At 39.7% G+C, this 14,244-nt stretch carries 10 protein-coding genes; 8 read left to right on the plus strand and 2 right to left on the minus strand.

Annotated elements, in window-relative coordinates; translation table 11 throughout:
- Positions 1-58 precede the first annotated feature (58 nt).
- Both B9A18_RS17000 and B9A18_RS17005 read left to right on the plus strand, forming a co-directional pair.
- Positions 59-3,196 (plus strand): SusC/RagA family TonB-linked outer membrane protein, encoded by a 3,138-nt coding sequence (locus B9A18_RS17000; RefSeq protein ID WP_084290753.1) that lies wholly within the window; start codon positions 59-61, stop codon positions 3,194-3,196.
- A 17-nt stretch (positions 3,197-3,213) separates the two neighbouring features.
- Positions 3,214-4,530 (plus strand): RagB/SusD family nutrient uptake outer membrane protein, encoded by a 1,317-nt coding sequence (locus B9A18_RS17005; RefSeq protein WP_084290754.1) that lies wholly within the window; start codon positions 3,214-3,216, stop codon positions 4,528-4,530.
- 114 nt (positions 4,531-4,644) lie between these two features.
- Here the strand turns inward: B9A18_RS17005 and B9A18_RS17010 are convergent, their stop codons facing one another.
- Complete coding sequence (locus B9A18_RS17010) at positions 4,645-5,391, minus strand: DeoR/GlpR family DNA-binding transcription regulator (RefSeq protein WP_084290755.1); 747 nt, start codon at positions 5,389-5,391, stop codon at positions 4,645-4,647.
- Positions 5,392-5,633: 242 nt separating this feature from the next.
- On the opposite strand from B9A18_RS17010, the gene B9A18_RS17015 reads away from it, so the two are divergent.
- The 6 genes from B9A18_RS17015 to B9A18_RS17040 all read left to right on the plus strand — a co-directional run bounded on the left by B9A18_RS17015 (position 5,634) and on the right by B9A18_RS17040 (position 13,902).
- Complete coding sequence (locus B9A18_RS17015; protein WP_084290756.1) at positions 5,634-8,714, plus strand: SusC/RagA family TonB-linked outer membrane protein; 3,081 nt, start codon at positions 5,634-5,636, stop codon at positions 8,712-8,714.
- Between the two features lie 15 nt (positions 8,715-8,729).
- Entirely contained in the window at positions 8,730-10,298 is a 1,569-nt protein-coding gene (locus B9A18_RS17020; protein ID WP_084290757.1) for a RagB/SusD family nutrient uptake outer membrane protein, read from the plus strand.
- An 11-nt stretch (positions 10,299-10,309) separates the two neighbouring features.
- Positions 10,310-11,080 carry a DUF4397 domain-containing protein gene (locus tag B9A18_RS17025; RefSeq protein WP_159452676.1) on the plus strand — a complete coding sequence of 257 codons (771 nt, stop codon included), beginning with the start codon at positions 10,310-10,312 and terminating at the stop codon, positions 11,078-11,080.
- 101 nt (positions 11,081-11,181) lie between these two features.
- Complete coding sequence (locus tag B9A18_RS17030; protein ID WP_200816380.1) at positions 11,182-11,868, plus strand: N-acetylmuramoyl-L-alanine amidase; 687 nt, start codon at positions 11,182-11,184, stop codon at positions 11,866-11,868.
- Positions 11,869-11,904: 36 nt separating this feature from the next.
- Positions 11,905-12,120 (plus strand): hypothetical protein, encoded by a 216-nt coding sequence (locus B9A18_RS17035; protein ID WP_084290759.1) that lies wholly within the window; start codon positions 11,905-11,907, stop codon positions 12,118-12,120.
- A 75-nt stretch (positions 12,121-12,195) separates the two neighbouring features.
- Positions 12,196-13,902 carry a S41 family peptidase gene (locus B9A18_RS17040; RefSeq protein WP_317048247.1) on the plus strand — a complete coding sequence of 569 codons (1,707 nt, stop codon included), beginning with the start codon at positions 12,196-12,198 and terminating at the stop codon, positions 13,900-13,902.
- Positions 13,903-13,914: 12 nt separating this feature from the next.
- Here the strand turns inward: B9A18_RS17040 and B9A18_RS17045 are convergent, their stop codons facing one another.
- Complete coding sequence (locus tag B9A18_RS17045) at positions 13,915-14,244, minus strand: 2Fe-2S iron-sulfur cluster-binding protein (protein WP_084290761.1); 330 nt, start codon at positions 14,242-14,244, stop codon at positions 13,915-13,917.

A 14,244-nucleotide genomic window follows, 5' to 3' on the forward strand; every position in this document is an offset into this window, starting at 1 on the left:
TGGCTATTTGTAAAACAATATTCCTTAAATGGTGTATTACAACAAATAAACCAAATTTATGAAAAAATTGTACTCTAATGGGTTCCCTAAAATCCGGCTGGTTTTTTGGGTGCCAATCTTTCTGCTAATGCTTACTCAGGTAGCAAATGCGCAGACAAAACGATTTACTTTAACAGGTAGGGTTACAGAGGGTTCATCTGCAACGGGAGTTCCGGGGGTAGTTGTTAAAGTACAAAACACAAATTTTGCAACGGCAACGAATGGTGATGGAAGGTTTAGCTTAAATGCTGATCTGGCACCGGGGACGTATCAGATTGTGTTCTCTTCGATTGGTTATAAGTCTCAAACTAAATCTGTTGAGTTGGGAGCTGCTACTCAGGTTACAGTCAATGGAGCACTTACGGCCGATAATATTGGCCTTGACGAGGTAATTGTGACAGGTACCTCGTTAGGCACGACCCGTAAGCAAATGGGTAGTTATGTTACCTCTGTAAAGGGCGATGATTTAGTAAAAGCGCCAAGTGGAAATGTGCTTTCCTCTTTGCAGGGTAAATCACCCGGGGCGCAAATTAGTCAGAACTCCGGAGATCCGGCTGGTGGAATGTCGGTAAGATTGAGGGGGGTAAGTTCTCTTTATTCATCATCTGAGCCTTTATATATCATTGATGGGGTGATCGTAAACAATTCAACCAAGCGTGTAACTAATACATCAGCGAACTATGATGGAGGTAATTTTGTTGGTGATATTGGCCAAAACAGAATGGTTGATATCAATCCAAACGATATAGAGCGTATTGAGGTTTTAAATGGTGCTGCTGCAGCAGCCATCTACGGGTCAAGAGCAAATGCAGGTGTAGTACAGATTTTTACAAAAAGAGGAGTAAGCGGAAAGCCTGTTGTGAGCTTGTCGACTAGTTTCATATCCAGTCATTTGCGTAAGGAAATCGACGTAAACCAATCGCCTGTTAAATTTGGCGGGTCTGTGGATTCCTTTACACAGGATGTTATACAAACCGTTGGAACGCCTCCTGTGTTGCTTTCTAACACTACTCCGGTTACCAGATATGATTATCAAGATTATATATTCCAGTCTGCTGCTGGTACCGATAATACGGTTTCACTTTCCGGGGGTAGTGAGAATACTAAGTTTTATACTTCATTAGGCTATCTTTCAAATCAGGGGATCATTAAAAATACCAACTTCAAAAGGTATAATATGAGGGCAAACCTTGATCAGAAAATTAACGATTGGATAAAGGTCTCCGCGAACTTTAATTATATACATAGTGACGCGGATGAAAAACCTGATGGAAACTCGTTTTTCTCGCCGATGAATTCTGTAACGATTATAGGGAATTTTCATGATTTGTTCACCAGAGATGCAATTGGGAATTTAAAATCAGTTGGGGAGCGTGGAAGGGTAAACCCGGTATCTGTAATTGAAGACATTAAACAACATCAGGCCACTAACCGTGTAATTACTAATGCAAAATTGGTAATAAATCCAATGAAGAATCTTACTGTCGATTATACTATCGGGGTAGACAATACCATTCAAAATGGTACGACGTTTATTCCTCCTTTTGCATACAATGTGAGTACTGGTTTTTTTGGAGGTGGAGCTTCCTTAGATCCGACTTTAAATGGTTATGCTAGTGCGGCTAATGCTACCACTACTTTGTTTAATAACGAATTAAACTTTACTTATGATACTAAACTGGCAGAAGGACTTTTGTCTACGACGCAATTAGGTGGCAATTATCAATATCAGAAAGACTTGTATCTATTGTCGAATGGGAGAGGGTTGGCTCCCTTTTTTCAAAATGTAACCAGCGCAAGTACAATCTTGCAAAATGTTGATTCCAGGTCTGAGTTCTCGATAAGTGGATTCTATTTACAACAAAACTTTAAGTACAGAGATCACTTGTTTTTGACCGGAGCATTGCGTGTGGATGAGTCGACAGTATTCGGTACAGATAATCGTTCGCACCTTTATTTAAAAGGTAATGTCAGCTATGTGCTTTCATCAGCCGATTATTGGGAGGGCTTTGGTGTGTCTGATTGGTGGGATACTTTTAAAATCAGGGCGGCTTACGGTGAATCAGGAAATCTTACCGGAATTGGTGCTTATGATCGTTTTAATGAATATTTGCCTTCATCCCTGGCAGGTAAAACTGCGTTGTTGTCTAAAACGCAACTTGCAAATGTCGGAGTAGCACCGGAGCTTCAAAGGGAAATTGAATTGGGTGCAGACTTATCCTTTTTTAAGAATAGGCTGGGTGTTGTTTTTAACTGGTATGATAAGGAGGTAAAGGATTTACTTGTGCCAGTGGTTATTGCGCCATCTACAGGTTTTTCGAGTTTTCTAGAAAACAATGGTGCTTTGAGAAACAGGGGGATGGAATTGATGCTTACAGGAGTGCCTGTGTTGGTTAAAGATTTCAAATGGAATACTACTTTAATTTTTAACAGAAACCGGAATAAAGCTGAGAATACAGGGGCATTGAGATTGATTTCTACTAATGCAGGAGCGCCCGTTGCAATTATAAGTAATGAACCAATTGGAGTCTTTTATGGAACTTTTTTTGCACGTAATCCGGATGGCAGCTTGTTAACCAATGCTGCGGGTATTCCACAATTGGAACGTGGCATTCAGAATTCAAGTACAACCTATACTCCTCAACGTGGTGCTAATGGTTTGCCGACTGGTACAACATTGCGTAAGGTTATTGGGGATCCAAACCCGGATTATACCGCATCTTTTGTGAACGATTTTTCATATAAAAAACTAAGCCTTCATATCCAACTTGATGCTTCTCAAGGTTCAGATGTATGGAATGCTGATTGGAGAACACGTCAGGGAGTAGGCGGGGGTAAGGTTGCCGAGCAAGAGCAAATGGGCTTATTGCCCAGGGGTTATGTAGCCGGAGTATATGCGACAGAGGAATGGCGTATTGATGATGGTTCTTATGTTAAATTGAGAGAAATCTCTTTAAGTTACAATGTAGGAAAGGTTAAGTACTTACAGGATCTTACTATTAATTTAAGTGGTAGAAACCTGATTTCATGGGATAATTATAAAGGCTATGATCCGGAACTGAATGCGGGTGGACAATCAACAATTCTGAGGAATATTGATTTTGGATCAGTTCCTATCCCTCGTACCTTCACTTTGGGTTTACAGGTTAAGTTTTAATTTAAACATGAACGATTATGAAAAATTATATAAATAAAATAGCGTGTATTACACTGATTATTCTTGTAATCACATCCTGTAAGAAGGAATATTTAAATCCTGGAGGGGGAAATGCGGAAAATATATTAGGTTCACCCAGAGGCTTGACGGGGGTGGCTATTGGCTTACAGCGGTTGTATGCTGCTGGCCGGGTGGGTGTGTATTTTAATTCGGTTTCTGCTACAGGCTTTGTTACCAATGAAATTCAGTTGATGAATTCAGGTAACATCCCCGAGTTACAGCTGTTTACAGGTGGTAATAGTGTTGATGGTACCAATAATATTCTAGCGAATATATGGACCATTAGCAATAAAATTATTTATGATGCTGATAATGTGATCAATAATTCTGCAAATCTGTCCGATAAAGGTTACGCCTCGGGTTTAATCGCTTATTCAAGTATCTTTAAAGCACTGGCATTAGGTAATTTGTCGCAGTATTGGGAGAAAATTCCTGCAGGCATTGGACAAAATGTCGGCTTTATAACCAGAGTAGAAGGTTTTAATAAAGCAATTTCGGTAATAGATAATGCTTTAGCTGTGATTGCGGCTAATCCAATCAGTGCTGGCTTTTATACTAATATCCCGGTTATGCCAAATGTTACTCCGGTTACTCCGGCTATTGATATAACAAATACCTTGTATGCATTAAAAGCGAGATATGCACTTTTTGCTGGTAATTATCCTTTGGCGTTAACTGCTGTGAATAGCGTTGATCTGACAAAAAAATCTGTGTTTACTTTTGATGCGCAAACATTAAATCCAATATTTGAAATTGCCACCTCTACTAATAATGTATTTCAGCCAACAAATATAAATTTAGGACAGACTGGCGCCAATGTGCCAGATGCAGGTGATAAGCGGATTTCATTTTATACTGTACCAAATGCTACGGCGCCCACAGCTCGACTAGCTGGTTTTGGTGCGTCTGGTAGTGCATCAATTCCCATTTTTTTGCCAGGAGAGATGATCTTGATTAAAGCTGAGGTGTTAGCAAGGCAACCGGATCTCGGTAATGCTTTAATTGAGCTTAACAAGGTGGTAACTAAAACCCCTGCTGCTGATATTTATGGGGTCGGTGCAGATTTGCCGGTGCTTATAGGCCCTTTTAATCAGACCCAGTTGTTGGCTCTGATTTATAAGCATCGCTGTATAGAGCTTTTTTTGTCAGGTTTAAAACTGGAAGATATGAGAAGATTTGGTTTGCCTAATGCTGATAGAAAACGGAATTTCTTCCCATATCCGTTTGTTGAGCGTGATAACAATACGAATACGCCGGCTGATCCGACGTTTTAATTGAAGTGTAAAACGAATATAAATGGGTTGTATCATTATTTGATATAACCCATTTGCAATTATAGGGTGCTAAAGCACGATGATCTAATGGGGGTGAAATGGGATATATTGAATTTAGAGGATCCGTAAATTTTCAACTTTATAGTGTTCTAATTCGGGCGATTGAGGATCAATTTCCGTAATTAAGTAATTAATATTCTTTAAGGGTGCTACTTTAAGTTTCAATGAGATATCCAGTTTCTCGGAAATACACAAAATACCTGTTTTTTTTGATGAATTGAACATGGCTTTTTTCAGCTGATTTATTTCCCAGTCAGTGTCTGTCAGGCCATCTTGAGGGTGTATGGCACTGGTTCCCAGTAAGCAAAGGTCGGCGTTGATCTCTGCCAGTTGGCTGATGACATGCCCGCCATAAGTTATTTGCGAATTTTTAGAGAATAAGCCCCCAATAAGAATGACCTCTATATTGACATAGTTCGACAGCTCAATCGCCACCAAAGGACTGATGGTGAAGAAAGTAGCGTTCAAATTCTCGGGCAATTGTTTTACCAACTCAATAATGGTTGTTCCTCCTCCGGTTAAAACTACCATTCCGTCTTTTATTAAAGAGATAGTCTTTTTTGCAATCGCGATTTTGGCGTCCTTAGCGTAAACCTCGCTATCGTCAAAAGTGGAATGGTATGATTTAGAGAGTGCTCCCCCATGTACTTTAGAAAGCTGCCCATTTTCCGATAGTTCTTGCAAGTCACGGCGGATGGTGTCTTCCGAAACATTTAATAATTGAACAAGATCTGAAGTGAGTACACGGTTGTGTAAATTGATTTGACGCATAATGAAGTCATGCCTTTCTTTTTTGAGCATACTGGGGGAAATTTTTAACGAATGTAAAAAAAAAAGACAAGAAAATGTGACGCGAGTTTTTGCGTTTTTATGCGGTGTTTTATGGGGTTGTTGTGAAAAATACTTTAAAGATTATTGTCTTTTATCAAAAACATTTTTGATATTTACTTAAGAGGGTGTGTTTATGCGGGTTAGTGCGTGTTTTAATATTCCTCAACCTAACAAACCAACAATAGTTCAAATTCTTATTAAAATTGGCATTTATGAAAAAAAAACTACTCTTAGTTGTGGTAAGTTGTTTTTTGCTGTTCGTACAATCCTATGCGCAGCAAAAAGTTATTACCGGAAAAGTAACTTCGTCTGACGACGGGTTGGCTATTCCCAGTGCTTCCGTCAAGATTAAAGGTACGCCAAGCGCAGTGCAGACTAACGCTTTTGGTTTATATAGCGTTAAGGCGAAAGTCGGGGATGTCCTTGTTTTTAGTTATATCGGGTTGATCCCTGAGGAGAGAACGGTTGGTGGCGCTGATATGATAAATGTTGCTTTGAAACCAGATAATCAGTCACTAAATGAGGTGGTTGTAACGGCTTTAGGACGAACTACTACCAGGAGGTCCTTGGGTACATCGGAACAAACAGTTAAAGGAGCTGATATTGCCGAGACGCAACGAGAGAATTTTGTAAATGCACTGCAAGGGCGTGTTGCTGGGGTTGAAGTTACCACTTCGTCAGGTGTTCCGGGGTCGTCTGCTTCTATTACCATCCGTGGTGTCAGTTCAATTAGTGGTAGTAACCAGCCATTGATGATTGTTGACGGATTGCCGATTGATAATAAAACATTAAATACATCTGCCTTTTTCTCGGAAATAAGTTCGAATACCTCTCAGGCTAATAGAACTGTTGATTTTACTAACCGTTCATCTGATATAAACCCTGAGGATATTGAAAGTCTGGTTGTGCTGAAAGGACCTGAAGCTGCTGCGTTATATGGAATCGATGCTGCAAACGGGGCTATAGTAATTACGACGAAAAGAGGTAAGCCAGGAGTAAGTACGATCGATTACAGCAATAGTTTTAGAATTGAAACACCTCGAGGTAAACCCGAAGTTCAGAAAAAGTACGGGGTAAGTGCATTATCAACAAATTCATTTTATTACTTTGGAAATGAGTATCCAACCGGAACAACTTTTTATGATAATATCGATGGTTTTTTTCAGACCGCATTGACGCAAAAACATAATTTATCTTTAAGTGGTGGAGCTGAACGAATGAGTTATAGGATTTCGAGTTCATTTACCAATCAGAATGGTGTTATTCCCAACTCTGTATATGATAGGATTAATTTAACTGGGGCAACTCAAGCTACATTAAATAGTTGGTTAAAAACGGACCTTTCTATCAGTTACACTTACTCAAACAATGACCAGCCAAGGAAGGGTGCTGGCGGTCCTTTAATTGGCTTGTTGGTTTGGCCGCAAACAGATAATGCAAAAGAATACTTAAATCCATTGGGAGCCAGAAGAAGATTGACTACTCTTGGCGCCGGTAGTGAAATAGATAATCCTTATTTTAATGTAAATAAGAATTTGTCAAATTCTAAAGTTAACCGGGTGTTATCAAATTTTGGAGTGACGATTATGCCGGCGAAATGGTTTAACATTAAATCAAATATTGGAATTGATAGTTACACCAGTCAGAATCTGGTTTTCCGACACCCTGAAAGCGCAGCTGGTTTTGCTTTCAAGGGGATTATTGATGTGGCTAACGATATGACGCGCAACATCAGTATGCAAAACTTATTTAACCTTAACCGTATTGATATTGCTAAGGGATTGTCTTTTGATGCGACGCTGGGTCATTCGTTCCAGGATTTAAGGTCCAATACAGATGCCTCATATGGAGAGAATTTCTTGGAACCGGATTTTATTTCTGTCAACAATACTTATATCAGGAATGCCAGGAATACGCAGGCAAGACGAAGACTGGTAAGCTTTTTTGGTCGTGCAACCCTAAATTATAATGATTACTTATATGTGACCGGCACATTTAGAAATGATAGGACATCTACAATTCCTATTGAGCGTTATTCTTTTAATTACCCTTCGGTTTCTGCAAGTTTTGTCTTTACAGATGTGCCAGCCTTTAAGGGCTTAAAAGGAGGTGTGCTTACTTCGGGTAAACTGAGGGCAGCTTATGCGGAAGTAGGTAAAGATGCCAAACCATATGCTTATGTACCCGCACTTGAGTATAAAGCAACTGTTGGAGGTGGTTATGGTCTGGGTTTTACAGGGCCGAATCCTGGTTTGAAGCCGGAATTTGCTACCTCGTATGAATTTGGTACTGAGCTGTCTTTTTTTAATGACAGGCTTGGCTTGGATTTGACGGTTTATAAAAAGGTAACAACTGATCAAATTATAAATGATATTCGTGGCAGTTATGCCACCGGTTATATCTTGTTTAACCTCAATGGGGGAAGTACACGTAACAAAGGAGTTGAGATAAGTTTAACTGGATCGCCAATTAGGAAGAAAAATTTTGAGTGGAATATTCAGGCCAATTTCGAAAAAGCAACAGGTATAGTTACAGGGCTGCCAAATTCATTGCCTGAATCTTACGTTTCTGATACATGGTTATTTGGTAATGTAAGAAATGGGAATTCTGTAGGGAAATCGACAAGATCATTAACTGGTTTGTTTTATTTAAGGAATGATAATGGTCAGTTGTTAATTGATGCTACTACAGGTTTGCCATATCGGTCGACGGTCTTTTTTGATGCGGGATATGATAGACAACCTGATTTTTCTATCGGATTAACTAATCGGTTTAGCTTCAATAATTTTTCTCTATCGTTCTTATTAGACATAAGAAAAGGCGGGGATATACTTAATGCGACAGAACAATTTTTGACCTCAAGAGGCTTAAGTAACAGGACGCTAGATAGAGATGTTCCTCGTGTAATTGATGGGGTATTACGTGATGGCCTTGAAAATACGGCTAATCCAACGCGCAATAATATTGTTGTAGTGCCTCGTTATCAAACCACTTATTATACTGAGATTAGTGAAGAGCTCTTTATAGAGAAAGACATTAATTGGGTTCGGTTGAGGGATGTTACCTTAAATTACAGAATACCCTCTTCAATCTTGAAAAAACAGAACTTTATAAAAAATGCGAGCGTTTTCGTTACGGGAACAGATTTGTTCTTAATTACGAACTACTCAGGTATGGATCCTGTTGTAAATGGAAACAGCGCTGCTGTTGGAGGTTCTGGAGGTGTTGGCATTGATTATGGTAATTTTCCGATACCTGCCGGGATAAATTTTGGTGTTAAAATTGGGCTATAATTAAAATTAGAGGATATGAAAAATTTTTATAAAATATGCTTACTCGCTTTGCTGGTTATGGCCGGTGGGTGCAAGAAGTTCTTAGACGTGAATACCAGTCCAAATGCACCACAACAAGTGGCAGCGAATTTGTATCTGGCCCCAATGGTGCACTGGATGTTTTCCGATGCCGCTTTTGAAGGGCGTTTTATAGGTAGGTATACCCAGAACTGGTATCTGCCTGCAACTTCAATTAGTACCTGGGATAGGCAGGGTTATGATCCAAGTTCTGATAATGGCGCTCAGACCTTTCGGGATGTCTATTGGTCTCTAGGTCATAATTTGATTCTTATGATGCAAAAGGCTGAAAGCGAAAAACGTTGGGATTTGCTGGGTGTAGGTTATATTCTTAAGGCCTGGGGTTGGCAAACTTTAACTGGAATACACGGTGAAATTATGATTAAAGAGGCAATAGATCCTAATAAAACAGAGTTTGCTTACGATACTCAGCAGTTTGCTTATGAGGAGTCAAGAAGATTATTGACACTTGCAATTGAAAATTTAAAACGAACAGATGGGGAGGTAAATAAAACTTATCTGGCTGTAGGCGACAAAATATATAATGGTGATAGGGAGAAATGGCTTAAGTATGCATATGGTTTGTTAGCCTTGAATTTAAATCACTATTCGAATAAAGGTACCTATGATCCTGATGCTGTAATCACTGCCGTTAATAATTCCTTTGCAAGTAATGCCGATGATGCGTTGATCCCATTTACAAATACAGCAAATGATGATAGTAATTTCATGGGGCCTAGACGTCAGAATTTTCAGAATTACAGACAAACTGCATTTATTGTAAACCTGATGAATGGAACGCAATTTGGCGGGGTGGTTGATCCCCGGATGAGTAAAATGCTGGCGGCTTCTCCTGATGGTCAATATCGCGGTCTGGATATTAATGTGGTGAATTATGGAGCTTTAACTACTGCTCAAAGACCAAACAATATTTGGGGTTATGCGGCTAATATCTCTTCAGGAGTACCTACAACATACCTTTTTGATGACAAATCAAAGTTTCCAGCCATGACTTACTCACAATTGCAGTTTGTTAAGGCTGAAGCTGCATTTAAAAAAGGAGACAAACCTACTGCTTATGATGCGTATAAAATTGCAGTAGCATCCCATATCGATTTTGTAAATGCCCGTAACAGTGACAATGGCCAGATGCCTGGCCAAATTACTGCGATTGAAAAGAGTGCGTTTTTGTCCAATGTTGCAATCGTTCCCTTGCTTCCGGCCAACCTAACTCTGTCACATATTATGTCCCAAAAATATATAGCTCAATGGGGTTGGGGGCACTTTGAAACCTGGATGGACTTAAGGAGGTATCATTATACCGATATTGATCCTATAAGTACTAAACAGGTATTTCTGGGCTTTGGAGTTCCAACTAGCTTGTATGGTGATAACGGAGGAAAAACGGTTCAACGGATAAGGCCTCGTTACAATTCAGAATATGTTTGGAACAGAGCGAGTTTAGATAAAATTGGCGCTTTGGCGACGGATTATCATACTGTACCTCTATGGATTACTCAACCTTAATTATTTCTAAGATGAAAAAGAATTATATTATAATATTATCGGTCGTAGCATTGCTCTTTTCTTCGTGTGAAAAGAATGCGGTTCAAGTTATAGATAGTCTGCCAAATGGCCCTTTTGTTAGAGGGTATAACTTTGCAGTGAATGGCCCGAGTGTTAATTTTTATGTTAATGACACAAAAATTTCGGCAACAAATTCAACGACAGGAATTGAGGCGACTACCGGTGTTGCTTATGCTGGAATTTTCCCCGCAAATAACAACTATTTGTCTCTAAGTAATACAGGTAGTGTTGTTTTTAAAACGATAATCCCTTCTAAGGCATCCGCAAATCCGGGAGTTGTAATTGCTACTGTTCCTGCTACTATTGAAGCTGGAAAATATTATTCTCTATTTACCAGTGGGGTTTATGATGCAACGGCTAAAACCACCTCCGGGTTTATTTTAGAAGATGCTTTACCTGCGCCGGATACCTCTGTAGCCTATGTAAGATTTGTAAATACCGTTCCCAATGCAACCAATGGATTTGATTTAAAGGCAGTCAACACCACAATCTTGAATCAAGTCGTTATTGCGCCGGTAATAGCATATAAAGCGGCATCGGGGTTTACAAAAGTTCCAAATGGTGTTTACAATCTAACTTCAGTAAGTGCGAATGTTCCAGCGAATTATACAATTACAAGGAACACGGTTTCGTTTTCTAAGGGCTTTGTTTATACGATAGCTTCAAGAGGGAGTGTTACTGTTGCTGGCAATCTTGGACTTGATTTGACAAGGAATAGGTAGCTTGATTGGGTATTAAATAAAGAGGTCGTACTATTTAATTGTGGTGGGGCCTCTTTATTTTTCGCGAACTTTGCTGGGATACAAACTAGTTGTTAAAATAAATGATGATAATGAAATATGCTGTAAAGCAGGTTTTACTGATTTTACTTTGTAGTACTGCAGCTCTTACCTTAAGGGCGCAGGCTACTTTTAGAATCTTTGATAAGCCTATTATTTTTGATGCTGAGCGGAAACAGCTTTCTTTAGAATATCTGGAGAAGCGCCACGGATTAAAGCAGAATGAACCAACCATCAAACCTGTGATGGTGGTATTGCATTGGACTGCCATTCCTAGTATTGAAGTCACATTTGATGTTTTTAATAAATCAAAGTTGCCCGGAGCACGTAAAGAAATCGCTACAGCAAGCGCATTAAATGTTTCGTCCCAGTTTCTTGTAGATAGAGATGGAACTGTATTTAGGTTATTGCCGGATACTGTTTTTGCCAGACATGTGATCGGTCTTAATTATTGTGCCATTGGTGTAGAGAACATTGGAAGTGAGAAGAATCCATTGACACCGGCCCAGTTGGTTGCCAATGAGCAGTTAATCAGATACCTTAAGCGTAAGTATCCTATTGAGTATGTGATTGGCCATTATGAATATACCTTATTTAAGCATACCCCTTTGTGGAAGGAAACAGATCCTGCTTACAGTACACATAAAACAGACCCCGGGATAGATTTTATGAAAAGGCTTAGGGAGCAAATAAAAGATTTGAATATAAAAGGCGCACCTGGTCATAATTAAGGAGTACTGTATTATAATTATTTATATTTTTGCGCTATGGCAAATTTTACACTTACTCCTGAAACCTGGCAAAAGGTTAAAATTAAATTCCTGAGAAAATACCGCGACCTGGCCCAGGCAGATCTTAACTTTATTCCCGGAGAGGAAGATCAGCTGGTTGCACAATTGATGGACCTGGTAAAGAGAGATAAAGCTTACGTAGAATTTACCATTCAAAAGGCATTGGCCGACCCAGACGGTAACAGGCTTTAATTCTATTCAAGCCTATTGATATACAAGGCTTTTTTGTAAATTTACCATCAACAGATCGATGAAACCATCCTCTTTATGATGAAAAAATATAAAATTGCTGCGGCCGCCTTTCTAATTTCCTTTGCTGTTTTATCCTTGTCTTTTAGGGAAGACCTCTTCCTTATATCCAAAAACCTGGACATTTTTGCATCGCTTTATAGAGAAATCAACATCAATTATGTAGAGGAAACCAATCCATCGACGCTGATGCGTAGCAGTATTGATGCTATGCTCGATAATCTGGATCCTTATACCGAATACGTTCCCGAATCTGAAGTTGAAGATTATAAGCTGAAATATGTGAGTACACAATATGGAGGCATCGGCGCAAGTACCATCTTTATTGAGGGTAAGCTATTTGTTAATGACATTAGTGAAGGATATCCAGCTGATAAGCAGGGGGTGAAACCTGGGGATCAACTGGTAAAAATTAATGGCAATGAGGTAAAGGGAAAAGAACGTAGTCAGGTAAGTCAGCTGTTACGCGGACCTAAAGGCTCATCTGTTGAGTTACTGATCATAAGAGAAGGGGCGCTGATTACCAAAACCCTTGTGCGTGATGAGATCAGGCAGCCTAATGTGTCCTACTCAGGCATGACTGCCGATAATATTGCCTATATCCGTCTCGATAAATTTCTTGAAAATGCAGCGCAGGAAGTGAAAGATGCTGCTGTTACATTGGGTAAACTCCAGCCTAAAGGAATGGTGCTTGATCTAAGATATAATGGAGGAGGAATACTTCAGGAAGCCGTAAAAATCGTAAATATATTTGTCGACAAAGACGTATTGGTCGTTACGCAGAAAGGCCGAAATCCGCAAAAGACAATTACCTATAAAACATTGAACCAGCCGCTATTCCCGCAAATTCCTTTAGTGATATTGATTGGTGGATCATCAGCATCAGCTTCTGAAATTGTCGCAGGGGCATTACAGGATCTCGACAGAGCCATTATTGTAGGTCAGCGGAGCTACGGCAAGGGTTTGGTGCAACAAACGTTTAATCTGCCTTATAATAGCCTCGTAAAGGTTACTGTGGCAAAGTACTTCACGCCATCGGGCAGATGCATCCAGGCGTTTGATTATGCCCATAAAGATGCAAATGGCAAGAGCTCTAAGTTTGCCGATTCCCTGATGACTAAATTTAATACTAAAATCGGACGTAGTGTGTACGACGGGAATGGTGTTTATCCTGATGTATTGGTCAACGCGCCCAAGTTAAGTCCAATCACGGTTTCACTCATCAATAAATATCTGTTTTTTGATTATGCCAACGGCTATAAGAAAAAGAATAAAGATATCGCTCCTGCAGCATCCTTTCAGCTGACTGAGAGTGATTATACAGCTTTTGTAAATTCACTGGCCGGGAAAGATTACGCTTATGTCTCGCGTACAGAAAGATTACTTTCAGATCTAAGAACTGAGGCCGAGAAGGAAAATAAGTTAAATGCTGTAAAGGCTGATCTGGATGATTTGAAGGCTAAAATGATCGGGGCTAAAAAAGCGGACCTGATTACTTATAAGACTGAGATAAAGAGAGTGCTGGAAGCGCAGATTGTTGGTCGTTATTATTACGAAAAGGGCAAGGTAACGCAGGCATTTCAGTATGATAAGGAGCTGAATACGGCAAAAGCCATTTTAAATGATGGAGGCAAAATGGCTGCGATATTGAAAGGTGAGGGTGAATATAAAACAATCGGCAGCCCTGTAAAAACAATCGCTGCCGCTGTAGATGATAATCAATAAAGTATTTTAGTATTATTCTGCGTGATGTAATTTAACCACAAGGCCGTCCATAGCAGGGTTTAACTGCAGCTGGCAGGCCAATCTTGAATTTGGTAATACATCAGGTAGGGTGTCAAGCATTGCGTATTCGTCGTCGCTCATTTCATTAAGCTTATCTTCGCCTTCCAATACATCTACACAGCAGGTAGCACAAAGTGCCATACCACCGCAAGTTGCAAGGATATCATATTCGCATGCTTTTAAATATTCCATTAAACTCAGGCCCATATCTACCGGCGCCTCAAGTGTAGTTCTGCTGCCGTCAGGATTTTCGACGTGCAGGGTAATGTTATTGTCTTCCAT

It is taken from the genome of Pedobacter nyackensis, assembly GCF_900176505.1.
GTDB classification, from domain to species: Bacteria; Bacteroidota; Bacteroidia; order Sphingobacteriales; family Sphingobacteriaceae; genus Pedobacter; species Pedobacter nyackensis.